Source organism: Streptomyces sp. NBC_00448 (assembly GCF_036014115.1).
Taxonomy (GTDB): domain Bacteria; phylum Actinomycetota; class Actinomycetes; order Streptomycetales; family Streptomycetaceae; genus Actinacidiphila.
Genome location: NZ_CP107913.1, coordinates 1528075 through 1551046, shown reverse-complemented (window position 1 = coordinate 1551046; position 22972 = coordinate 1528075). Strand labels below are relative to the sequence as shown.

Annotated in this window: 20 protein-coding genes; 17 read left to right on the top strand and 3 right to left on the bottom strand. The window is 73.5% G+C overall.

Annotated features, from left to right (window positions below; translation table 11 throughout):
- Nucleotides 1-21 precede the first annotated feature (21 nt).
- Nucleotides 22-801 (bottom strand): DUF2470 domain-containing protein, encoded by a 780-nt coding sequence (locus OG370_RS06510; protein ID WP_328461529.1) that lies wholly within the window; start codon nt 799-801, stop codon nt 22-24.
- A gap of 55 nt (nt 802-856) precedes the next feature.
- Between OG370_RS06510 and rpsD the strand changes: the two genes are divergently transcribed.
- Nucleotides 857-1468: a 30S ribosomal protein S4 gene (gene rpsD, locus OG370_RS06505; protein WP_328461527.1), complete on the top strand. Its 612-nt coding sequence runs from the start codon at nt 857-859 to the stop codon at nt 1466-1468.
- Nucleotides 1469-1831: 363 nt separating this feature from the next.
- Here rpsD and OG370_RS06500 read toward each other — a convergent pair whose 3' ends face one another.
- Entirely contained in the window at nt 1832-3934 is a 2103-nt protein-coding gene (locus OG370_RS06500; protein WP_328461525.1) for an ATP-binding protein, read from the bottom strand.
- 278 nt (nt 3935-4212) lie between these two features.
- Here OG370_RS06500 and OG370_RS06495 point away from each other — a divergent pair, with 278 nt between their 5' ends.
- The 11 genes from OG370_RS06495 (at nt 4213) to OG370_RS06445 (ending at nt 16295) form a co-directional block, all read left to right on the top strand.
- Nucleotides 4213-4659: a DUF948 domain-containing protein gene (locus OG370_RS06495; RefSeq protein WP_328461523.1), complete on the top strand. Its 447-nt coding sequence runs from the start codon at nt 4213-4215 to the stop codon at nt 4657-4659.
- Nucleotides 4660-4663: 4 nt separating this feature from the next.
- The gene (locus OG370_RS06490; RefSeq protein ID WP_328461522.1) at nt 4664-5032 is read left to right on the top strand and encodes a DUF6167 family protein; all 369 of its coding nucleotides are present in this window, start codon (nt 4664-4666) and stop codon (nt 5030-5032) included.
- Nucleotides 5032-7701, top strand: a complete 2670-nt coding sequence (gene alaS / locus OG370_RS06485) for an alanine--tRNA ligase (protein ID WP_328461520.1) — start codon at nt 5032-5034, stop codon at nt 7699-7701. Before OG370_RS06490 ends, alaS begins: the two co-directional genes overlap by 1 nt.
- Before the next feature lie 223 nt (nt 7702-7924).
- Nucleotides 7925-8389 (top strand): Holliday junction resolvase RuvX, encoded by a 465-nt coding sequence (gene ruvX / locus OG370_RS06480; protein WP_328473855.1) that lies wholly within the window; start codon nt 7925-7927, stop codon nt 8387-8389.
- 191 nt (nt 8390-8580) lie between these two features.
- Nucleotides 8581-10491: an endolytic transglycosylase MltG gene (mltG, locus tag OG370_RS06475; RefSeq protein WP_328461518.1), complete on the top strand. Its 1911-nt coding sequence runs from the start codon at nt 8581-8583 to the stop codon at nt 10489-10491.
- Nucleotides 10492-10504: 13 nt separating this feature from the next.
- Nucleotides 10505-11356, top strand: a complete 852-nt coding sequence (locus OG370_RS06470; protein WP_328461516.1) for a shikimate dehydrogenase — start codon at nt 10505-10507, stop codon at nt 11354-11356.
- Nucleotides 11357-11474: 118 nt separating this feature from the next.
- Nucleotides 11475-12659: a chorismate synthase gene (gene aroC / locus OG370_RS06465; protein ID WP_328461514.1), complete on the top strand. Its 1185-nt coding sequence runs from the start codon at nt 11475-11477 to the stop codon at nt 12657-12659.
- Nucleotides 12656-13171 carry a shikimate kinase gene (locus tag OG370_RS06460; protein ID WP_328461513.1) on the top strand — a complete coding sequence of 172 codons (516 nt, stop codon included), beginning with the start codon at nt 12656-12658 and terminating at the stop codon, nt 13169-13171. Before aroC ends, OG370_RS06460 begins: the two co-directional genes overlap by 4 nt.
- Nucleotides 13168-14355: a 3-dehydroquinate synthase gene (gene aroB, locus OG370_RS06455; RefSeq protein ID WP_328461512.1), complete on the top strand. Its 1188-nt coding sequence runs from the start codon at nt 13168-13170 to the stop codon at nt 14353-14355. The genes OG370_RS06460 and aroB overlap by 4 nt, the downstream gene beginning before the upstream one ends.
- Nucleotides 14352-14792 (top strand): type II 3-dehydroquinate dehydratase, encoded by a 441-nt coding sequence (aroQ, locus tag OG370_RS06450; protein ID WP_328461511.1) that lies wholly within the window; start codon nt 14352-14354, stop codon nt 14790-14792. The genes aroB and aroQ overlap by 4 nt, the downstream gene beginning before the upstream one ends.
- Before the next feature lie 717 nt (nt 14793-15509).
- On the top strand, nt 15510-16295 hold the full coding sequence (locus OG370_RS06445; protein WP_328461509.1) for an AAA family ATPase: 786 nt from the start codon (nt 15510-15512) through the stop codon (nt 16293-16295).
- Between the two features lie 12 nt (nt 16296-16307).
- Here OG370_RS06445 and OG370_RS06440 read toward each other — a convergent pair whose 3' ends face one another.
- Nucleotides 16308-17312: an ArsR/SmtB family transcription factor gene (locus OG370_RS06440; RefSeq protein ID WP_328461507.1), complete on the bottom strand. Its 1005-nt coding sequence runs from the start codon at nt 17310-17312 to the stop codon at nt 16308-16310.
- A gap of 90 nt (nt 17313-17402) precedes the next feature.
- Between OG370_RS06440 and OG370_RS06435 the strand changes: the two genes are divergently transcribed.
- From OG370_RS06435 to OG370_RS06415, 5 genes are all read left to right on the top strand, one after another.
- The gene (locus OG370_RS06435; protein WP_328461505.1) at nt 17403-18638 is read left to right on the top strand and encodes an MFS transporter; all 1236 of its coding nucleotides are present in this window, start codon (nt 17403-17405) and stop codon (nt 18636-18638) included.
- Nucleotides 18639-19071: 433 nt separating this feature from the next.
- The gene (locus OG370_RS06430; protein ID WP_328461503.1) at nt 19072-20175 is read left to right on the top strand and encodes an aminopeptidase P family protein; all 1104 of its coding nucleotides are present in this window, start codon (nt 19072-19074) and stop codon (nt 20173-20175) included.
- A 68-nt stretch (nt 20176-20243) separates the two neighbouring features.
- Complete coding sequence (efp, locus tag OG370_RS06425) at nt 20244-20810, top strand: elongation factor P (protein ID WP_328461501.1); 567 nt, start codon at nt 20244-20246, stop codon at nt 20808-20810.
- Between the two features lie 2 nt (nt 20811-20812).
- The gene (nusB, locus tag OG370_RS06420; protein ID WP_328461500.1) at nt 20813-21238 is read left to right on the top strand and encodes a transcription antitermination factor NusB; all 426 of its coding nucleotides are present in this window, start codon (nt 20813-20815) and stop codon (nt 21236-21238) included.
- Nucleotides 21239-21424: 186 nt separating this feature from the next.
- Nucleotides 21425-22873, top strand: coding sequence for a pyridoxal phosphate-dependent decarboxylase family protein (locus tag OG370_RS06415; protein ID WP_328461499.1), 1449 nt, complete (start codon nt 21425-21427; stop codon nt 22871-22873).
- Nucleotides 22874-22972 lie beyond the last annotated feature (99 nt).

Here is a 22972-nt window from a genome sequence, read left to right as displayed (position 1 = left end):
CGTGGGGGCACCCCCGGAAGGTCAGGCCCGCGCGGAAGCGAAAAGGTGCCGTAGGGCGCGGCGGGCGGCCGCCGGCCCGTCCACCGGGCTCGGAAAATCAAAGCGGGCGTCGTACGTACCGGCGGACCCGGTGAAGCGGACCCGGAGGCCGAACCGGTCGAGTGCCAGGGGCACCGCGCCGGCGGTGCCGCCCGCACAGGGCTCGCCGACGAGCCCGCACAGCAGCGCGACCTCCTCGGGGTGGGCGGCCGCGAGGTGCTGGAGGACATCGGTCTCGAAGGGCGCGAGCGGATCGGGCCCGGCGGCGGCGAACTCGTCCGGCTCGACGAGAGCCGCACCCCACAGGTCGTCCACGGAGATCTCCCCGGGTTCCAGGCGCAGCAGCTCCGCGTCGGACTCGAAGCCGCCGCCGGGTACGTGGGTGAGCCACCCGGCGATCCAGGCGCGGCCGCGGATGCGGTGCGGGACGGCGACCGGCGCCACGTCGGTGACTTCCAGCACAGCCGGCACCTCGTCGTCGGTGGCGTGCCGGACCGCCCGCACCGCGGGGTGGTCACGGGGGAAGAGCAGGAAGACGTCGCCTTCGGGCCCCACGGAGCGGCGCAGCGGCACCATCGGCTCGTCCGGTGCCGGGCGCAGCGCGGGAATGGCCAGCGCGAGGGACGGGTTACCCTCGACAAGAGTGCGCGCGCGTTCGGCGGCCGAGGGCTGCCGGGGCGCCTCTTCCACTTCGGGACGCGGCTGACCGTTCTCCTGCTGTCGCGACGGCAGTTCGGGTGCGGGGTTCCCGGGTCGAATCATGCGTACTCCTCAGCTAAGGTAAGCCTTACCTAATCTACACGGAGGTTCGACGCACGTGAATCAGTCGCGTCCCAAGGTCAAGAAGTCCCGGGCGCTCGGCATCGCGCTCACCCCGAAGGCCGTCAAGTACTTCGAGGCCCGCCCCTACCCGCCGGGCGAGCACGGCCGTGGTCGCAAGCAGAACAGCGACTACAAGACCCGTCTGCTGGAGAAGCAGCGGCTGCGCGCGCAGTACGACATCAGCGAGCGGCAGATGCAGCGCGCGTACGACCGCGCGAAGAAGGTCGAGGGCAAGACCGGCGAGGCGCTGATCGTCGAGCTGGAGCGGCGCCTCGACGCGCTGGTGCTCCGCTCCGGGCTGGCCCGCACGATCTACCAGTCCCGGCAGATGGTCGTGCACGGCCACATCGAGGTCAACGGGCGCAAGGTCGACAAGCCGTCGTTCCGGGTCAGCCCCGAAGACGTCGTGCAGGTGCGCGAGCGGTCCCGGGAGAAGACCCCGTTCCTGGTCGCGCGCGAGGGTGGCTGGGCGCCCGACGGAGAGACGCCCCGCTACCTCCAGGTGAACCTCCAGGCGCTGGCGTTCCGGCTGGACCGTGACCCCAACCGCCGTGAGATCCCGGTCATCTGCGACGAGCAGCTGGTCGTGGAGTACTACGCCCGCTGACCGCCTGCGGCGCTTCTCGGTAATGGGTTGCCGTTGCGCTTCTGGCTGCGCCGCGATGGAGGGGCTCGCCTTGTCGGGGGTGCGCCGCTGGAGTGCGGGTGTGGTGCCGGGTGACCGGTAGTGGGTGGCTTGTCGCGCAGTTCCCCGCGCCCCTTCGGGGGCGCGGCTGCGTTGTTGGGTGCACGTTCCGTCGGGGTGCGTCGCTGGGGTGCGGGTGTGGTGCCGGGTGCGCCTCCGTGGGTGGTTTCCGGCGCAGTTCTCCCCCAGAGCTTCACCTGGGTGGGGGTGCCCCCGGCGGAGCCAGGGGGAGTGCCCCCACGCGCCCCTTCGGGGGCGCGGTTGCGTTGGTGGGTGCCGGTTTCGTCAGGGGTTGTGGTTGGCGGCGGGGAGAGGGCGGCCCTTGGAGGGGTGTTGGCGGGGGAGTGCCAGGACGCGGAGGACCGCTTCGTCGAAGGAGAGACGGCTGCCTTCGTGGAGGGCGGCGGTGTAGGCGCGGTCGGAGAGGCGTTCGCGGAGGCGGCGCTCGCAGATGGCGTGGGGCGCGTTGAAGTGGCGGGAGCCGAAGAGCCGTAGGCCGACGGAGTCCCACAGCCGACCGGCCGCGCCCTGGATCACGGCGGCTTCGTGGGGCGCCCCCTCGTCCTCGGTGACCAGCGCCAGCAGCTCCAGCGCGAGGACGGCGCCCACCAGGTCGTGGAAGGCGTGGTTGATGGCGAGCGACTCCTCCGCGAGCCGCCGCGCCCGGCCCGGCTCGCCCGCCAGCCAGGCCGCGTATCCGAGGACGTACAAGGCGTATGCGAGCGTCCAGCGTTCGCCGTGGTCGCCGCAGATGTCCCGGACCTCTTCGGCGAGCCGGACCGCCTGGGGCACGTCGCCCTGGAAGGCCACCGCCATCGCCAGCTCCACCTGGCCCATGAGGACGTTGCTGTTCAGCTCGCCGATCTGCCGGTAGCGGCGGAGCGCGTCGCCGATGAACCGCTCGGCGACCGGCATGTCGTCCGAGACCAGCGCCAGGCAGCCGAGCCGGTGCACGGCGTACGCGGCCGCGGTGGCGTTCCCGCTCTCGTCGGCCTCGGCGCGGCACTCCTGGAGTACGGAAAGCGCCGCGGTCGAGTCGCCCTGCAGGAGCGCGACGTACCCGGCCACCCACATCGCCTTCGCCCGGGCGTCGCTGGGTTCGGCCGACGCCTCCAGCGCGCGGTCCAACCAGTGCCGGCCCTCGGCCAGCCGCCCGCAGCCGACCCAGCAGAACCACAGGGTGCCCGCGAGGTACTGGCCGACGACCGGGTCCTCGGCGGGTCCGTCGAGGCTGAAGTCGAGTGCCAGTCGCAGGTTGGGCAGGGCGTCGGACACCCGTGCGGCGACCTCCTCCTGCCGCGGGCTGAACCAGTCCAGCTCGCACCAGGTGGCGAGGCCCAGGTACCAGTCCCGGTGCCGGCGCCGCATCCGCTGCTCGTCGTCGAGTGCGGCGAGCCAGGAGGCGCCGTACTCCCGCACGCTCTCCAGCATCCGGTAGCGGGTGCCGTCGGACGGGTCGTCCGCCTCGCGGCTGACCACCGACTGCGCCACCAGCCCGGCCAGGGTCTCCGCGATGTCGGCCTCGGGCAGGTCGGTACCCGCGCAGACGTACTCCACCGCGTCCAGGTCGAACCGGCCGGCGAAGACCGACAGCCGTGCCCACAGCAGGCGTTCGGCGGGCGTGCACAGTTCGTGGCTCCAGCCGATCGCGGTGCGCAGCGCCCGGTGCCGGGCCGGCGCGGTCGGGTCGCCGCCGGTCAGCAGGCGGAAGCGGTCGTCCAGCCGGTGCAGGACGTCGGCCACCGACAGCGCGCGCAGCCGCACCGCCGCGAGTTCCAGGGCGAGCGGCAGGCCGTCCAGCCGCGTGCACAGCTCGGTCACGGTCGCGCTGTCCGCCTCGGTCACGGCGAAGCCCGGCACGACCTCGGCGGCGCGCTCGGTGAACAGCCGCACCCCGTCGCCCGGCACCGGCAGCGGCGCCAGCGGCAGCAGCCGCTCCCCGGTGATACCCAGGGGGCGGCGGCCCGCGGCGAGCACCCGCAGTCCCGGTGCCCGGCGCAGCAACTCGGCCGTCAGCACGGCGCACTCGGTACGGACCCGGTCGAAGCCGTCCACCACGAGCAGGAGTTCGCGGTCGGCGACGTACTCCGCGAGGGCCGTGCGCGGGCCGCGCGTGGTGTGGTCCGGTACCCGCAGCGCGTCGGCGACCGTGTGGTCGAGGAGTTCGGCGTCCCGCAGCGCCGACAGGTCCACCGCGCGCACGCCGTCGCGGAAACGGTTCTGTACGGCGCCTGCGGCGCGCAGGGCCAGACGGGTCTTGCCGACGCCACCGGTGCCGGTCACCGTGGTCAGCCGGCTGATCGCCAACAGTTCGGCCAGGTCGGCGAGTTCGCTGTCGCGGCCGACGAATCCGGTGAGTTCGGCCGGCAGGCATTCCGCGGAAGACATGGTCTACGGAGCGTACGTGCTCGCTAGCGCAACGTACAACCCGCTGTGTGCCCTTTCCCGGAAGACCCGGACAAACCAGGGGCGCGTGGGGGCACTCCCCTGGCTCCGCCGGGGGCACCCCCACCCAGGCGAAGCTCTGGGGGAGAACCGCGCGAGCAACCCCCCGCCGGCAGGTGGTCCCTGAACCGACGGTACGGGGCGGCCTGGAGGGTCCTGTCCCCGCGACGCGATAAGCTCGCAACAACAGTGGTGAGGGTCGGAAAAGGGAGTGCGGCAGCGTGTCCGGTGGAGAGGTGGCGGGCCTCATCGTCGCCGTGTTCTGGGCGATCCTCGTGTCGTTCCTGGCCGTCGCGCTGGCCCGGCTGGCGCAGACGCTGAGGCGCACCACGGAACTCGTCGCGGGCATCACCGAGCAGGCCGTGCCGCTGCTCGGCGAGGCGTCCGACGCGCTGCGCAGCGCGAACGCGCAACTCGACCGGGTCGACACCATCACCTCCGACGTCGCCGAGGTGACCGCGAACGCGTCGGCGCTGTCGTCCACCGTCGCCTCGACGTTCGGCGGCCCGCTGGTGAAGGTCGCCGCGTTCGGATACGGCGTGCGGCGCGCGGTCGGCATGCAGTCCGGCGACGCCGGCAAGGCGCGGGCCCGTACCCTCACCGGCAGGGTGCTGCCCGCCGCGCGCCGGGAACGCCGGGAACGCCGCGACCGCCGTAATAAGGACTGAGGCCATGTTCCGCCGTCTGTTCTGGTTCGTGACCGGCGCCGCCACCGGAGCGTGGGCCACCGTCAAGGTGGGCCGCGCGGTGCGCCGTCTCAACCCCGACAGCCTCGCCGTGACCGCCGCCGACCGCGCCCTGGAGACCGGTGCGCGGCTGCGGCTGTTCGCCCAGGACGTACGGGTCGGCATGGCCCAGCGCGAGACCGAACTGCACGACGCCCTGGGCCTGCGTACCCAGGGCGCACCCGAGTCACCCCAGCCGCTGCCCGCCCCGCGGGCCACCCTGCCCGGGAGCACCGCGGGCAGCGGCACCCCCGCCCTGCCCACGAAGGCCAGGCGCGGGGATCGCAAGCACAAGAACCGGAAGGACGAACACTGATGGAGTCGGCAGAAATCCGCCGCCGCTGGCTGCGCTTCTTCGAGGAGCGCGGGCACACCGTGGTGCCGTCGGCCTCCCTCATCGCGGACGACCCGACGCTGCTGCTCGTCCCGGCCGGCATGGTCCCGTTCAAGCCGTATTTCCTCGGCGAGGTCAAGCCGCCCTTCGACCGCGCCACCAGCGTCCAGAAGTGCGTGCGCACCCCGGACATCGAAGAGGTCGGCCGGACCACCCGGCACGGCACGTTCTTCCAGATGTGCGGCAACTTCTCCTTCGGCGACTACTTCAAGGAAGGCGCCATCACCTACGCCTGGGAGCTGCTGACCAGCTCGCAGGCCGACGGCGGCTACGGCCTGGAGCCGGAGAAGCTGTGGATCACCGTCTACGAGAAGGACGACGAGGCCGAGCGGATCTGGCGCGACGTCGTCGGCGTCCCCGCCGAGCGCATCCAGCGCCTCGGCATGGGCCCCAACTTCTGGTCCATGGGCGTCCCCGGCCCCTGCGGCCCCTGCTCCGAGATCAACTACGACCGCGGCCCCGAGTTCGGTGAAGAGGGCGGCCCCGCGGTCAACGACGAGCGGTACGTGGAGATCTGGAACCTGGTCTTCATGCAGTACGAACGCGGCCCCGGCCAGGGCAAGGACGGCTTCCAGATCCTCGGCGACCTGCCCGCCCAGAACATCGACACCGGCCTCGGCCTCGAACGCCTCGCGATGATCCTGCAGGGCGTGCAGAACATGTACGAGACCGACACCCTGCGCGTCGTCATCGACACGGCCACCGCTCTCACCGGCGTCCACTACGGCCGCGCCAAGGACTCCGATGTCTCGCTGCGGGTCGTCGCCGACCACATGCGCACCGCCGTCATGCTCATCGGCGACGGCGTCACGCCCGGCAACGAGGGCCGCGGCTACGTCCTGCGCCGGATCATGCGCCGCGCGATCCGCAACATGCGGATGCTGGGCGCCGACCGCCCGGTGGTCGCCGAGCTCGTGGACGTCGTCATCGGCACCATGGGCGAGCAGTACCCGGAACTGATCACCGACCGCAAGCGGATCGAGTCCGTCGCGCTCGCCGAGGAGTCCCGCTTCCTCAAGACCCTCTCGGCCGGCACCAACATCCTCGACTCCGCGGTCACCGAGACCAAGGCCCAGGGCGGCCGGGTGCTCCCCGGCGAGCAGGCGTTCCTGCTCCACGACACCTGGGGCTTCCCGATCGACCTCACCCTGGAGATGGCCTCCGAGCAGGGGCTGAGCGTCGACGAGGACGGCTTCCGGCGGCTGATGAAGGAGCAGCGCGACCGGGCGAAGGCGGACGCGCAGAAGAAGAAGACCGGCCACGCCGACCTGTCGGCCTACCGCGAGGTCGCCGACCGCTCCGGCGCCACCGAGTTCACCGGGTACCTCCACGACCAGGGCGAGGCCACCGTTGTCGGCCTGCTCGTCGACGGCCTGCCCTCGCCGGCCGCCACCGAGGGCGACGAGGTCGAGATCGTCCTCGACCGCACCCCCTTCTACGCCGAAGGCGGCGGCCAGCTCGCTGACACCGGCCGCATCCGGCTGGACAGCGGCGCCGTCGTGGAGATCCGCGACGTGCAGCGCCCGGTGCCCGGCGTCAGCGTGCACAAGGGCGTCGTCCAGGTCGGCGAGGTCACCCTCGGCGCGGCCGCGCACGCCCAGATCGACCTGACCCGGCGCCGCGCCATCGCCCGCGCGCACAGCGCCACCCACCTCACCCACCAGGCGCTGCGCGACGCGCTGGGCCCCACGGCGGCCCAGGCCGGCTCGGAGAACTCGCCCGGCCGCTTCCGCTTCGACTTCGGCTCCCCGGCCGCGGTGCCCGGCACCGTGCTGACCGACGTCGAGCAGAAGATCAACGAGGTGCTGGCCCGCGAACTCGACGTCACCGCCGAGGTGATGCCGATCGCGGAGGCCAAGCGGCAGGGCGCCATCGCGGAGTTCGGCGAGAAGTACGGCGAGCACGTCCGGGTGGTCACCATCGGCGACTTCTCCAAGGAGCTGTGCGGCGGCACCCACGTGCACAACACCGCCCAACTCGGCCTGGTGAAGCTGCTCGGCGAGTCCTCGATCGGGTCCGGCGTGCGCCGGGTGGAGGCGCTGGTCGGCGTCGACGCCTACAACTTCCTGGCCCGCGAGCACACCGTGGTCGCCCAGCTCACCGACCTGGTGAAGGGCCGTCCCGAGGAACTGCCGGACAAGATCTCCGGGATGCTCGCCAAGCTCAAGGACGCCGAGAAGGAGATCGAGCGGTTCCGCGCCGAGAAGGTGCTGCAGGCCGCGGCCGGGCTCGCCGAGGCCGCGGAGGACGTCAAGGGCGTCGCCCTGGTCACCGGCGCGGTGCCCGAGGGCACCGGGGCGGACGACCTGCGCAAGCTCGTGCTCGACGTGCGGCAGCGGATCAGCGGCGGCCGGCCCGCCGTCGTCGCGCTGTTCACCGTGGCGAACGGCCGTCCGCTGACCGTCATCGCGACCAACGAGGCGGGGCGCGAGCGCGGCCTCAAGGCCGGCGAACTCGTCCGCACCGCGGCGAAGACGCTCGGTGGTGGCGGCGGCGGCAAGGACGACGTCGCCCAGGGCGGCGGCCAGAACCCCGCGGCCGTGCCCGACGCGATCGAGGCCGTACGGCGGCTCGTCGGCGAGAAGGCGTGACATGACCGAGCGGCGGCGGGGCGCGGAGCGCGGTCGTGAGCGGCCGCGGGCCCGGCGCTCCGCCGCGGGCCGCGGCGGGGAGCGGGGTGCGCCCGGCGGCGCGGGAGGCGGTCACCCTGCGGCTTCTGGCGGTCCCGGCGGTCCCGGTGTCCAGGGCGGCCCGGAAGGCGCGGGCGGTCCCGAAGGCACGGGCGGCTCCCACGGCGCCGGCGGTCCCGGCGGGATCAGGCGTGGCCGGCGGCTGGCCGTGGACGTCGGGGACGCCCGGATCGGGGTGGCCTCGTGCGACCCGGACGGCATCCTCGCCACCCCGGTGGAGACCGTGCCCGGCCGCGATGTGCCCGCCGCGCAGCGCCGGTTGGCCGCCCTCGTCGCCGAGTACGACCCGATCGAGGTCGTCGTCGGGCTGCCCCGGTCGCTGAACGGCACCGAGGGCCCGGCCGCGGCCAAGGTCCGCGGCTTCGCCCTCGCTGTGGCGAAAATCATCGCCCCGGTGCCGGTCCGCCTCGTGGACGAGCGGATGAGCACCGTCACCGCCACCCACGGGCTGCGCGCGTCCGGAGTCAGTGCAAAAAAGGGACGCTCCGTAGTCGACCAGGCGGCCGCAGTCGTTATTCTGCAGAGCGCGCTGGAGACCGAGCGGGTGTCGGGCACTGCTCCGGGCGAGAACGTCGAAGTAGTCATCTGATCGCGATACGGTAACGTTCCGCGCGACACGGCGGTGCCTACGGGCGCCGCCCGTTTCGCAAGGTCGGCGGGCCTGATGCCGACCGCGTACCGACGGGACCGAGGGCTGACGCCCGAGCAGCCGGAGTGGAAGACCGAGGACCGGGGTCTGCCACGGAGGGTGCGAGCAGGAAGACCGACTGATGGATGCCGATGACTGACTATGGCCGGGGTTCCGGCTCCGAACCGTGGCACCCCGAGGACCCGCTCTTCGGCGATGTGTACGACCAGGGGTACCCGCAGCAGCAGCCCCAGCACCCTCAGCAGCAGGGCGACTGGCAGGACCCGTACGCCACCGGTCAGCAGCACCAGCAGTACCCGCAGCAGCCCCAGCAGGGCTACCCGCAGCAGCAGTACGGCCAGCAGCAGTACCCCGAGCAGTCGCAGTACCCCCAGCAGGGCCACCCGCAGCAGGGCTACCAGCAGGCCGGGTACGAGGGTTACGACGGCTACGAGGGCTACGACACCGGCTCGTACCAGACCGGCCAGGTCACCGGGTACAGCCAGGACCCGTACGGCGGTCAGCAGCCGCAGGACCCGTACGGGCAGCAGCCCGGCTACTACGGCCAGCAGCAACCCCAGCAGCCGCAGCAGCAGGGCTACCCGCAGCAGCAGCCCCAGCAGCCCCAGCAGCCGCAGTACCAGGGACAGCAGCAACAGACCCAGGGGCAGCAGCAGCCGCAGCAGCCCGGCATGGGCCGACCGGGCCAGCCCGGCGCCGGCCAGCCCGGTCCGGGTCAACCCGGCGCCGGCCAGCCGGGCATGGGGCAGTCCGGTGCCCGTCCCGGCACCGCCGCACCGGGCCACCCCCAGGAGCCCGGCGCCCACCCGCTGCGCACCGCCCCGGCCAACACCGGCGAGTGGGACGCGGACGAGGAGGGCGACCCCAGCGACCACGCCTTCTTCGCCGGCCGCGACGACGATGACGACGACCACGCGCCCGAGCCGACCAGGACCGGCGGCCGCAGATCCGGCAGGTCCCAGCCCCAGCCCGGCAAGAAGCGCCGCAGCGGCTGCGCCTGCGTGGTCGTGCTCGCCGTCCTGGTCGGCGGCGTCGGCGGCATCGGCTACGTCGGCTACAACATGTACGAGAGCCGCTTCGGCCCGCCGCCGGACTACTCGGGCCAGGGCAGCGGCGACGTCCAGGTGGACATCCCCTCGGGGTCGTCCGCGACCACCATGGGCAACATCCTGAAGAAGGCCGGCGTCGTGAAGAGCGTCGGCGCCTTCACCGCCGCGGCGGGCAAGAACCCCAAGGGCGGCTTCATCCAGGCCGGCGTCTACGACCTGCACAAGCAGATGTCCGGTTCCGCGGCGGTCACGATGATGCTCGACCCCAAGTCGCAGAACGCGCTGATCATCCCCGAGGGCATGCGCGACAAGCAGATCTACGCGGCCATCGACACCCGGCTCGGCCTGAAGGCGGGCACCACCCAGAAGACCGCGCACGACCAGGCGAAGAGCCTCGGGCTGCCGTCCTGGGCGAAGCCCGGCCCGAACGTCATGGACCCGCTGGAGGGCTTCCTCTTCCCCTCCCGCTACAGCGTCTCCAAGGGCGAGAAGCCCGAGGTGCTGCTCAAGCAGATGATCGACGAGGCGAACAAGCAGTACGCCCAGTTCGACATGGCCGGCGAGGCGAAGAAGCAGGGGCTGGACAACCCGCTCGAACTCGTCACGGTCGCCAGCCTCGTGCAGGCCGAGGGCAAGACCGACGACGACTTCAAGAAGATGGCCAAGGTCGTCTACAACCGGATGGTCCCCAACAACCCGGAGACCCTCGGGCTGCTCCAGTTCGACTCGACGTACAACTACGTCAAGAACACCAGCAAGACGAACATCTCGCACAACGAGATCAACTCGCTGGTCAGCCCGTACAACACCTACAAGCACCAGGGCCTGCCGCCCGGGCCGATCGGCAACCCCGGCATCGACGCGCTCAAGGCCGCGATGGCCCCGGACAGCGGCAACTGGTGGTACTTCATCTCGCTGGACGGCAAGACCACGAAGTTCACCGAGACGAAGGCCGAGTTCGACAAGCTCTACCAGCAGTACAACTCCCAGTAGCAGGGCGCTCTCCTTGGACACCACCGCTCGGCCGCACGGCGGCGCCTACCGCGCCGCCGTGCTCGGCTCCCCGATCGCGCATTCGCTCTCCCCGGTGCTGCACCGCGCCGCGTACGCCGCTCTCGGTCTCGACCGCCGGCGGTACGACCGCTTCGAGGTGGACGAGTTGGCGCTGCCCGGTTTCGTCGCGGGCCTGGACCCGGCGCAGTGGGCCGGGCTGTCGCTGACGATGCCGCTCAAGCGCGCGATCATCCCGCTGCTGGACGAGATCAGCGACACCGCGGCCTCGGTGGAGGCGGTCAACACCGTCGTCCTCGGCGCCGACGGGCGGCGGCACGGCGACAACACCGACATCCCCGGCATGGTCGCGGCACTGGCCGAACACGGCGTCACCTCCGTGCCGTCGGCGGCCGTGCTCGGCGCGGGCGCCACCGCGTCCTCCGCGCTGGCCGCGCTCGCCCGGGTCTGCACCGGCGAGGTCACCGCGTACGTGCGCGGCCCGGCCCGCGCCAAGGAGATGGCCCGCTGGGGCGAGCGGCTCGGCGTGGCCGTGCGCACCGCCGACTGGAGCGCCGCCGCCGAAGGGCTCCGCGCGCCGCTGGTGATCGCCACGACTCCCGCGGGCGCCGCCGACCACCTCGCCGAAGCGGTCCCGGCCGCCCCCGGCACCCTCTTCGACGTGCTCTACGAGCCCTGGCCGACCCCGCTCGCGGCCGCCTGGACCGCCCGCGGCGGCCGGGTCACGAGCGGCCTCGACCTCCTGGTCCACCAGGCCGTCCTCCAGGTCGAACAGCACACCGGCATCGCGCCCGCCCCGCTGAAGGCGATGCGCGTCGCCGGGGAGGTGGCACTCGCCGCCCGATGAGGCGGCCGCCACCGCCCGTGCCGGGCCCCGGTCCGCCCTCCGGACACCCGTCCTGGCAGGTACGGGAAACGTGGGAGGATCGGGCCATAGTGGCATGGTCGTTTTCCAGGGAGCACCGTTGAGCAGATTGCGCTGGCTGACCGCGGGGGAGTCGCACGGACCCGCACTTGTCGCGACGCTGGAAGGACTGCCCTCCGGGGTGCCCGTCACCACCGCGATGGTGGCGGACGCCCTGGCCCGGCGCCGGCTCGGCTACGGCCGCGGCGCCCGGATGAAGTTCGAGCAGGACCAGGTCACCTTCCTGGGCGGGGTGCGGCACGGCAGCACCATGGGCAGCCCGGTGGCGATCATGGTCGGCAACACCGAGTGGCCCAAGTGGGAGCAGGTGATGGCCGCGGACCCGGTCGACCCGGAGATCCTGGCCGGACTCGCCCGCAACGCGCCCCTGACCCGCCCCCGTCCCGGCCACGCCGACCTGGCCGGGATGCAGAAGTACGACCTGGACGAGGCCCGCCCGGTGCTGGAGCGGGCGAGCGCGCGGGAGACCGCGGCCCGGGTCGCGCTCGGCGCGGTCGCCCGCTCCTACCTCAAGGAGACCGCGGGCATCGAGATCGTCTCCCACGTGGTCGAACTGGCCGCGGCGAAGGCCCCGTACGGGGTCGTGCCGGTGCCGGCCGACCAGGAGCGGCTGGACGCCGACCCGGTGCGCTGCCTGGACGCCGACGCGAGCAAGGCGATGGTGGCCGAGATCGACCAGGCCCACAAGGACGGCGACACCCTCGGCGGCGTCGTCGAGGTCCTGATCTACGGCGCCCCGGTCGGCCTCGGTTCCCACGTGCACTGGGACCGGCGGCTCGACGCCCGCCTGGCCGGCGCCCTGATGGGCATCCAGGCCATCAAGGGCGTCGAGGTCGGCGACGGCTTCGACCTCGCCCGGGTGCCCGGGTCCAAGGCGCACGACGAGATCGTGGCCGGCCCCGACGGCATCCGCCGCGCCACCGGCCGCTCCGGCGGCACCGAGGGCGGCATGAGCACCGGCGAGGTGCTGCGGGTGCGCGCCGCGATGAAGCCGATCGCGACCGTGCCGCGCGCCCTGGCCACCGTGGACGTCACCACCGGCGAGGCCACCCAGGCACACCACCAGCGCTCCGACGTGTGCGCGGTGCCGGCCGCCGGGATCGTCGCCGAGGCGATGGTCGCCCTGGTGCTCGCCGATGCCGTCGCGGAGAAGTTCGGCGGCGACTCGGTCGCGCAGACCCGGCGCAACGTGCAGGACTTCCTCGACCACCTGGCGATCCGGTGACCGCCCCCGTCGTCGTGCTGGTCGGCCCGCCCGGCGCGGGCAAGACCACGGTCGGCCGCGCCGTCGCCGACCTGCTCGGCGTCACCTACCGCGACACCGACGAGGACATCGTGCGGACCGCGGGCAAGCCGATCGCCGAGATCTTCATCGACGACGGCGAGCCGCACTTCCGCGACCTGGAGCGGGCCGCCGTCGCCGCCGCCCTCGACGGGCACGACGGGGTGCTCTCGCTCGGCGGCGGCGCCGTCATGGACGCCGGCACCCGCGTACGCCTCGCCGGGCTGCCCGTCGTCTTCCTCGACGTCAGCCTGCACGACGCGGTGCGCCGGGTCGGCCTCGACGCCCCCCGCCCGCTGCTCGCGGTCAACCCGCGGCAGCGCTGGCGTGAACTGATGGAGCAGCGCCGCCCGTTGTACACGGAGGTGGCTCGCGCGGTGGTCGACACCGCCGACCGCGGCACGGACGAGGTGGCCGCGGCGGTACTGGACGCACTGGAACTGAAGGACGCATGAGCGACGCAGAGGCACGCGAGGCCGCCGGGCGGCACGACAGCGACGGCACGGGCACGGGTAGCGGCACCGGCCAGGGCAACGAGGCGTGGAGCGGGGCCGCGCCGCCCACCCGCATCCAGGTCGCCGGCACCGCCGGCACCGAACCGTACGAGGTGCTCGTCGGCCACCAACTCCTCGGCGAGCTGCCCGGGTTGATCGGCCCCAAGGCCCTCCGGGTGGCGGTGCTGCACCCCGAGGCGCTGGCCGGCACCGGCGAGGCGATCCGCGAGGACCTGGCCGAACAGGGCTACCAGGCCGTCGCGATCCAGATCCCGAACGCCGAGGAGGCGAAGACCGCCGAGGTCGCCGCCTACTGCTGGAAGGCGCTCGGCCAGACCGGCTTCACCCGCACCGACGTGGTGGTCGGCGTCGGCGGTGGCGCCACCACCGACCTGGCCGGGTTCGTCGCCGCGACCTGGCTGCGCGGGGTGCGCTGGATCGCGGTGCCCACCACGGTGCTCGGCATGGTCGACGCGGCCGTGGGCGGCAAGACCGGCATCAACACCGCCGAGGGCAAGAACCTCGTCGGCGCCTTCCACCCCCCGGCCGGCGTGCTGTGCGACCTGTCCGCGCTCGCCTCCCTGCCGCGCAACGACTACATCAGCGGCCTCGCCGAGGTGATCAAGGCCGGTTTCATCTCCGACCCGGCCATCCTCGACCTCGTCGAGTCCGACCCGCAGGCCGCGAGCGACCCCGCCGGCCCGCACACCGCCGAACTCGTCGAGCGCGCCATCCGCGTCAAGGCCGAGGTGGTCTCCGCCGACCTCAAGGAGTCCGGCCTGCGCGAGATCCTCAACTACGGCCACACCCTCGCGCACGCCATCGAGAAGAACGAGCGCTACAACTGGCGGCACGGCGCCGCCGTCTCCGTCGGCATGGTCTTCGCCGCCGAACTCGGCCGCCTCGCCGGGCGGTTGGACGACGCGACCGCCGACCGGCACCGCGCCGTGCTCGGCTCCGTCGGGCTGCCGCTCACCTACCGCGGCGACCAGTGGCCCCGCCTGCTGGAGACCATGAAGGTGGACAAGAAGTCCCGCGGTGACCTGCTGCGCTTCATCGTCCTGGACGGCCTCGCCAAGCCCACCGTCCTGGAGGGCCCGGACCCCGCGGTCCTGCTCGCCGCCTACGGTGAGGTGACCGAGTGACCCGCCCCGTCCTCGTCCTCAACGGCCCCAACCTCGGCCGCCTCGGCTCCCGCGAGCCCGACGTCTACGGCGCGACCTCCTACGCCGGCCTCGTCGAGTCCTGTACGAAGCTCGGGGCGGAACTCGGTCTGGACGTCGAGGTCCGCGAGACCAACGACGAGGCCGAGCTGATCCGCTGGCTCCACGAAGCGGCCGACGGCCGCCTGCCCGTCGTCCTCAACCCCGGCGCCTTCACGCACTACTCCTACGCGATGCGCGACGCCGCCGCCCAGCGCACCGCCCCCCTCATCGAGGTGCACATCTCCAACCCGCACGCTCGCGAGGAGTTCCGCCACACGTCCGTCCTCACCGCGGTCGCCTCCGGCGCGATCGCCGGCTTCGGCATCGGCTCCTACCACCTGGCCCTCCGCGCCCTATCGGAAAACCTGGCCACATAGCCCCGCCCCCCCGGCATGGTGCCGGCTCCGCGGGAGGGCGTTCCGCCCTTCAGAGGGGCGGGCAGCTGCTCCCCGGCGTGGGGCCCGCTTCGCGGGAGGCGTCCACCTTCAGGGGCGCTGGGGGTACTCCCCCTGGCTCCGCCGGGGGCACCCCCACCCAGGCGAAGCTCTGGGGGAGGAACTGCGCGGCCAATCGGCCACCGGCGGGTGGTCCGGGCACAGGTCGCGGGGGCTGGGCCTGCGGGTCGTTGTCGGGCTGTCGGTACGGGGCTCGCTTGGCGGGAGGCGTCCACCTTTCAGGGGCGCGAGGAACTGCGCGGCCAGCCGACCAGCGGCGGGTGGTCCGGGCACACGTCGCAGGGGCTGGGCCTGGGGGCCGTTGTCGGGTTGTCGGGATGGGGCTCGCTTGGCGGGGGGCGTCGACCTTTCAGGGGCGCGGGGAACTGCGCGGCCGACCGGTCACCGGCGGGTGGTCCGGGTACAGGTTGCAGGGGCTGGGCCTGCGGGCCCCGGGGCACCCCCATCCGCAAGGGCGCCCAAGGCCATGGGCAGGCATCGCCCGCCCGCGTGGGGCACCCCACCCCCGGGGGCGGGACGCCCAAGCGCCCAGGGGCGGTTGGGCGTGAGCCGAACCGCACGGTACCGTTCAAGCCGTGGCGCGCCCTGGTCACGCAGAGCGAACCGCACAGACCTCCGGTACGGGATGGAGTGGCCGACATGCAGCACGCCGTGGGGGCACCCCAGCCGCCCGGCCCGGGTCAGGGACCCGCGCCCGTGCCGGGCCAGGCGCCGAGCCAGAGCCAGAGCCAGAGCCAGGGCCAAGCGCCGGGCCAGGGTCAGGGCCAAGCGGCAGCCCCCGGCACCACCGGCCACTTCCCGATGCCCGCCCCCGCCCCGGTCCAGGTCCCGGCCGTACCCAGCGGGGGCTCACTCCCGGGCGCGGCGCACGGCCCGATAGCCGTGCTGCTGATCGGCGCGGCCGGCGCGGGAAAGACCACGATCGCGCGGCACTGGGCGGACCACCGCGGCGTCCCCACCGCCCACATCAGCCTGGACGACGTACGCGAATGGGTCCGCTCCGGCTTCGCCGACCCGCAGGCCGGGTGGAACGAGAACTCCGAGGCGCAGTACCGCCTGGCCCGCCGCACCTGCGGCTTCGCCGCCCGCAACTTCCTCGCCAACGGCGTGTCCTGCATCATCGACGACGCGGTCTTCCCGGACCGCCCCACGGTCGGCCTCGGCGGCTGGAAGCGGCACGTCGGCCCGGGGCTGCTGCCCGTCGTCCTGCTGCCCGGCCTGGACATCGTGCTCACCCGCAACGCCGAACGCTCCGGCAACCGCCGGCTGTCCGACGAGGAAGTCGCCCGTATTCACGGCCGGATGGCCGGCTGGTACGGCTCGGGCCTGCCCATCATCGACAACTCCCACCTCGACGTGGAAGCCGCCTCGGCCGCCCTCGACCGCGTGGTGGCCCGCAGCCTCCAGGGCCCGCCGATCTGGTAGCGCGCCGCCGTCTCAAGGCCGCTGGTCCCGCTCGTCGGGCAGGGGTACGGACGCGGCCAGCCCGTCCCCGAGCGCGGTGCGCCGATACAGCACCGAACGGCCCGAACGGGCCCGCGCCACCAGCCCCGCCCTGCGCAGCACCGCGAGATGGTCGCCCACCGCCCCGGGCGCGAACGCGAGTTGGCGGGCGAGCTGGGTCGTGCTCGCGGGAGCGTCCAGCGCCGCCAGCAGCCGGGCCCGGGAACGGCCGAGGAGGGCCGCGAGCGCGTCCGCGGCCGGGGGCGCGGGCGTCTCGTGCAGGACGGCGGTGCCGCGCGCGGGGTAGACGAGCGTCCGCGGCCACGGGTCCTCGAAGTACACGGCCAGACCCGGCCAGGTGAAGATCGACGGGATCAGCAGCAGCCCCTCGCCCCGCAACCGCACCGTGCCGCCGTCGATCGGCGCCAGCTCGATCCCGCCGTCGTGCCAGCGCACCCCGTCGTGCAGCTCGCCGATCGCCGCCGCCCAGCCGCGCTCGCCGATCACCCCGACCCGGTGCACCACGTCCCGTTCGCACAGCGCCCGCAGCCTCGGCCAGTCCGGTGCCACCAGCTCGTGCCAGGCCCGGTCCAGCGCCGCCGCGATCCGCTCCACCACATCCGGCGCGTCCAGCACGGCCCGCACCCGCGGGTCACGCACCGGCTGCCGCGCGCGTTGCCGGGTGATCTCCGCCCGCGCCTGCTCCGGGGCGGTGGCGCGGATCGCCGCCAGGTCGTCCGCCCAGCTCTGCGCGGGCCCGCGCGGCGGCACCGCGACGAAGTCCGCACCCGCCTTCGGCGTCTGCAGGGCCAGCACCGCGTCCAACTCGGTCTCCCGGCGCAGCCGTTCGAAGCCGGGCCGCAGCCGCGCCGCCCACGCCGCCGGCAGCCGCCCGTCCCCCCGGTTCAGTGCCCGCAGCACCGTGTTCAGCTCGAACGCCGGCGACAGCGCGAAGCGGCTGCGCAGCAGGTCCTCGGTGGCGACTTCGAGCCGGAGCATGCCGCCGACCCTACGTCCTCGGCGCCGCGACCTTACGTCCCTCGGCGAATCATTCGCGCTCTGCGGCCCGCCCCCGGGAGGCTGCCGGACATGGCCTCCACCGGCACCGCGCCCCTCACCCCGGCCCGTACGACCTACCGCGACGTGCTCGCCGAGCCCCGCTTCCGGGTGATCTTCGCGACCCGCGTGCTCGCGATCACCGCCGACTCGCTGCGGATCTCCACCTTCTCCGTCCTGGTCTACGCGACCACCTCCTCGCCGCTGCTGAGCGGTATCGCGTTCGGCGCGGGATTCCTGCCGCAGGCGTTCGGGGCCACCCTGCTCGGCTCGCTCGCCGACCGGCTGCCGCCCCGCGGCCTGATCACCGCCGGCTACCTGCTGGAGTGCGCCACCGCGCTGCTGCTCGCCCTCGCCGCGCTGCCGATCGCCGTGAGCCTGGTGCTGATCGCCCTGATCGCCTTCCTCACCCCGGTCTTCGGCGGCGCCGCCAACGCGCTGGTGGCCCGCTCCCTCACCGGCGACGCCTACGTGCTGGGCCGCTCCCTGAACAACATGGCCTCCTCCGCCGCGCAGCTCGCCGGCCTCGGCCTCAGCGGCGCCGCCGTCTCCCTGCTCGGCGCCCGCCACGCGCTGCTGGCGGGCGCCGCGCTGTACGCCGTCGCCGCCTGCCGCATACGGCTCGCGCTGCCCCGGCTCCCCGCGCAGGGTCCCACCGCGTCCCCCGCATCCCCGGTACGGGCCAGCCTCGCCGCCACCGCCGCGCTGCTACGGGCCCGCCGGCCGCGGCGGCTGCTGCTCGCGCAGTGGCTGCCGGGTGCGTGCGTGGCCGGGGCCGAGGGGCAGATCGTCGCGTACGCCGGTTCCCAGGGCTTCGCCTCCGGCGGGTACGCCGTGCTCATGGCGTGCCTGCCGGTCGGGATGCTCGTCGGGGACGTCCTCGTCGGCCGGATGCTGCGGCCGGCGACCCGTGAACGGCTGGTCGCCCCCCTCATGGCCCTGATGGGACTGCCCCTCCTGCTCTTCGCCGCCCGGCCCGGGCTCGCGGCCGGCGCGCTCCTCCTTCTCCTCGCCGGTGTCGGCTTCGCCTACGGACTCGGCCTCCAGCGGCCCTTCCTCGACGCCCTCCCCGCCGACGCCCACGGGCACGCCTTCGGGCTCCTCGGGTCCGGCACGATGACCCTCCAAGGAGTCGCCCCCGCCCTCTTCGGCGCCCTCGCGCTCCCCTTCGGCCCACCCCTTGCGATGTCCCTCGCGGGTGCGGCAACAGTCCTCACGGTGCCCCTTTCCCGCCGCGGACCCACCCGGGTGCCCCGGCGCGCCGCCTGAGGGACCACCCGCCGGTGGTGGGCTGGTCGCGCAGTTCCCCTCGCCCCTGTTTGGGCTGGCCGCCGCTGTTGGGTGCGGGTGCACGCAGGCTCTGGTCGCGGAGGAGCCGCACGTAATCAGGGGCGCTGGGGGTACTCCCCCTGGCTCCGCCGGGGGCACCCCCACCCGGGCGAAGCTCTGGGGGGGAGGAACTGCGCGACAAGCCACCCACCGGGCGGCAGCCGGGCGCGAGGGCGAAACCGTCGCGGCGGGGAACCGTAGCCCACGGCCAGGAGCAGCCGGGAGGAAATCCGTACCGTCGCGGCGGGACCCCGGAGCGCCGTCCACCGAGAGGTGGTCCCGAGAACGGGGGAGACGGCTGGACGGGGGGCCCGTTACCCCCGGAGGGACTCGTGGAGAGGCCAACCCGGGAGCGCCGTCGTAGGCTCGCCGCATGGCGGAGGTGCATACGGTACGCAGAGCACGGCTGCGCGAGCGCTGCGCCGCGGCGGGCGCTGCCGCCGCGCTGGTCACACAGCCCGCGAACGTCCGTTACCTGACCGGCTGCGCCCCCCCGGGCGCCGCCCTCCTGGTCGGGCCGGGCAGCGACGACACCCTCGTCCACCTGCGCCCGCCCCCGGACGACGCACCCCAGCCCACCGACGACCTGCGCAACGTCGTGCTGCCCTCGCCCGACGCGGACGCCGCGGTCGCCGCCGCTGACCTCGCCCGCCAGCAGCAGGCCGACGGCCTCGCGGTGGAGGAGCACCACCTCACCGTCACCCGCCACCGCGCCCTGCGCTCCGTGGCCCCGGGCGTACGCCTCACCGATCTGGCGGGCGCCGTCGAGCAGCTCCGGCTGATCAAGGACGAGCACGAGATCGCCAGCCTGCGCATCGCGGCGGAGATCTCCGACCAGGCACTGGGCGAACTGCTGGAGTCGATCCTGGTCGGCCGCACCGAGCGGCACCTCGCGCTGGAGCTGGAGCGCCGCCTCGTGGACCACGGCGCCGACGGCCCGGCCTTCTCCACCTGCATCGGCACCGGCCCGCACTCGGGCGTGGCCCGCCACGTTCCCACCGACCGCCGGGTGGAGGAGGGCGACTTCCTCACCGTACGGCTCGGCGCGTGCTACCACGGCTACCGCTGCGAGGTGGGCCGCACCTTCGTGATCGGCAGCGCCCCCGCGTCGTGGCAGATCGAGCTGTACGACCTCGTCTTCGCCGCCCAGCGGGCCGGCCGTGAGGCCCTCGCACCGGGCGTGGCCTGCCGCGACGTGGACCGTGCCACCCGCGAGCCGCTGCGTGCCGCGGGCCACGCCGAGGGCCTGGCGGCATGGACCGGACACGGCGTCGGCCTCGAAATCGACGAGGACCCTCAGTTGTCACCCGCGGCCGTGGGTAAACTGGACGCTTGCGTGCCGGTCACCGTCGAACCGGGAGTCCACCTTCCGGGCCGTGGCGGTGTCCGCATCGACGACACACTCGTCGTACGCCCCGTGGCGGACGGCGGACCCGAGCTACTCACCATCACGACCAAGGAACTCCTCGCGCTGTGACCACCTAGGGTGGTCGGGCCGGGCACGTCCTCGGTCCCGAAGCAGCACTTTCAGGAGATTCCGCAACCGTGGCCACCACGAACGACCTCAAGAACGGCCTCGTGCTCAAGCTCGACGGCGGCCAGCTCTGGACCGTAGTCGAGTTCCAGCACGTCAAGCCCGGCAAGGGCCCCGCCTTCGTGCGCACCAAGCTGAAGCACGTGCTCTCCGGGAAGGTCGTCGACAAGACCTTCAACGCCGGGCTGAAGGTCGAGACCGCCAACGTCGACAAGCGCGGCATGCAGTTCTCCTACAAGGACGGCAGCGACTTCGTCTTCATGGACTCGGAGACGTACGACCAGATCACCGTCAACCCCGAGGTGGTCGGCGACGCCGCGCACTACCTGCTGGAGGGCTTCGAGGCGGTCGTCGCGATGTACGAGGGCTCGCCGCTCTACATCGAGCTGCCGGCCGCCGTCGAGCTGGTCATCGAGTACACCGAGCCCGGTGTGCAGGGAGACCGCTCCACCGGTGGCTCGAAGCCCGCGCGCCTGGAGACCGGCTACGAGATCGGCGTCCCGCTCTTCATCACCACCGGTGAGAAGGTCAAGGTCGACACCCGCACCGGCGACTACCTCGGCCGGGTGAACAGCTAACCGTGGCTGCCCGCAACAAGGCCCGCAAGCGCGCCTTCCAGATCCTCTTCGAGGCCGAGCAGCGGGGTGCGGCTCCCACGATCGTGATGGCGGACTGGATTCGGCTCGCCCGGACCGACGACCGGCAGCCGCCGGTCACCGCGTACACGATGCAGCTCGTCGAGGGTTACACCGCGCACGCCCAGCGGATCGACGAGCTCCTCGCGGGGTATGCCGTCGGCTGGACCCTCGACCGGATGCCGGCCGTGGACCGCAACGTCCTGCGGCTCGGCGCGTACGAGCTGATCTGGGAGGACGACGTCCCCGACGCCGTCGTCCTCGACGAGGCGGTCCAGCTCGCGAAGGAGTTCTCCACCGACGAGTCGCCTTCGTTCATCAACGGCCTGCTGGGCCGCCTGATGGAGCTCAAGCCCACGCTCAAGCGGTAACGGGACCCCCCGGGGTGGTGGGTTCCGCCGGTTGAGGGACCACCTCCCGGTGGGTGGTTGCGCGCGCAGTTCCCCGCGCCCCTGCGTATGTGCGGCTCCTTTCGCGAAAAGAGGGCCACCGACCAGGCAGCGCGGGGAATTCCGTGACGGGCTGACCCGACGGTCGCGCGGCCGTAAGGTCTCCGCATGGACGATCAGGGCGCGGACATACTCACCCGGTTGGCCGAGCTGCGGGCGGAGGACCTGCCGGTGCGCGGCGGCCGGACGATGGCGTACGTGTACGACGCGGGGCTGCCGGAGCTGGTCGGGATCGCCGAGCGGGCGCACTCCGCCCTCACCGGTGTCAACGGCCTGGACATGACCGTCTTCCCCAGCGTGGTGACGCTGGAGAACGAGGTGGTGGCGCGGGCCGCCGCGCTGCTCGGCGGCGGCCAGGACAGCGGCACCGCGGGCACCTTCACCAGCGGCGGCACCGAGAGCTGCCTGCTGGCGGTGCTCACGGCACGCGAACACGCCCGCCGCACCAGGGGGGTGACCGCGCCGGAGATCGTGCTGCCGGCGACCGCGCACGCGGCCTTCCACAAGGCGGCGCACCTGTTCGGCCTGAGCGTGGTGACCGTGGGGGTGGACCCGGACTCGTACCGGGTGCGGGCCGAGGAGGTGGCGGCGGCCCTCACCGAGCGGACGGCGCTGGTGGTGGTGTCCGCGCCGTCGTACCCGCACGGGGTGGTCGACCCGGTGCCGGAGGTGGCCGCGGCGGCGGCCGCGCGGGGCGTGCTGTGCCATGTGGACGCCTGCATCGGCGGCTGGTACCTGGGGCACCGGCGGCTGGCCGCGGAGCTGCCCGCGCCGCCGCCGTTCGACCTCGCGGTGCCGGGCGTCACCTCGCTCTCCGTCGACCTGCACAAGTACGCGTACACGCCGAAGGGCGCGTCGGTGCTGCTCTTCCGCGACGCGGAACTACGGCGGCACGGGTGGTTCGCGCACGCGTCCTGGCCCGGCTACCCGGTGGTCAACGCGACCCTCCAGGGCACCAAGTCCGCCGGTCCGCTCGCCGCCGCGTGGGCGGTGCTGCGGCACGTCGGCACCGACGGGTACGTGGACCTCGCCCGGCGGGTGCACGCCGCGACCCGCCGACTCGCCGACGGGGTGCGGCGGATCGAGGGCCTGCGGGTGCTGGGCGAACCGGACGCCTCGCTGGTGGCGGTCGCCTCCACCGAGGCGGCGGTGGACCCGTTCGTGGTCGGCGACGAGATGCGGCTGCGCGGCTGGTACCTCCAGCCGCAGCCCGCGTTCGCGAACTCCCCGGCGAACCTGCACCTGACCGTGACGGCGGCCGTCGCCGACCCCGAGCGCATCGACGAACTGCTCGCCGAACTCGGCGCCGCGGTGGGGCGCGCCCGCGAACTCGGGCCGCCCGAGGTCGATCCGGCGCTGGTCGAGCTGGCCGGCACGCTGGACCCGGAGGCGCTGAGCCCGCAGGAGGCCGGCCTCGCGCTGGAGGCCGCCGGCGTCGGCGCCGACGGGGTGCTGCCCGCCCGGATGGCCCCGGTCCTCGCGGTGCTCCAGGCCCTTCCGCCCGCGCTGACCGAACGCCTCCTGCCCGAGGTCGTCTCCCGCCTCTACGTGGGCTGAACGCGCCCGGCGGGGCTCCGGATCAGGAGGCGGGAACCGGGCGGAAAACCGGGTGCCGCGGCGGGTGTGCTTCGCTAAGGTCGACCCGGTCGCTCGGCA

Coding starts and splice junctions, on each gene's coding strand:
- OG370_RS06510 (WP_328461529.1), bottom strand. CDS start 801: ATGATTCGACCCGGGAACCCCGCACCCGAACTGCCGTCGCGACAGCAG.
- OG370_RS06500 (WP_328461525.1), bottom strand. CDS start 3,934: ATGTCTTCCGCGGAATGCCTGCCGGCCGAACTCACCGGATTCGTCGGC.
- OG370_RS06490 (WP_328461522.1), top strand. CDS start 4,664: ATGTTCCGCCGTCTGTTCTGGTTCGTGACCGGCGCCGCCACCGGAGCG.
- alaS (WP_328461520.1), top strand. CDS start 5,032: ATGGAGTCGGCAGAAATCCGCCGCCGCTGGCTGCGCTTCTTCGAGGAG.
- mltG (WP_328461518.1), top strand. CDS start 8,581: ATGACTGACTATGGCCGGGGTTCCGGCTCCGAACCGTGGCACCCCGAG.
- aroB (WP_328461512.1), top strand. CDS start 13,168: ATGAGCGACGCAGAGGCACGCGAGGCCGCCGGGCGGCACGACAGCGAC.
- OG370_RS06445 (WP_328461509.1), top strand. CDS start 15,510: ATGCAGCACGCCGTGGGGGCACCCCAGCCGCCCGGCCCGGGTCAGGGA.
- OG370_RS06440 (WP_328461507.1), bottom strand. CDS start 17,312: ATGCTCCGGCTCGAAGTCGCCACCGAGGACCTGCTGCGCAGCCGCTTC.
- OG370_RS06435 (WP_328461505.1), top strand. CDS start 17,403: ATGGCCTCCACCGGCACCGCGCCCCTCACCCCGGCCCGTACGACCTAC.
- OG370_RS06430 (WP_328461503.1), top strand. CDS start 19,072: ATGGCGGAGGTGCATACGGTACGCAGAGCACGGCTGCGCGAGCGCTGC.
- OG370_RS06415 (WP_328461499.1), top strand. CDS start 21,425: ATGGACGATCAGGGCGCGGACATACTCACCCGGTTGGCCGAGCTGCGG.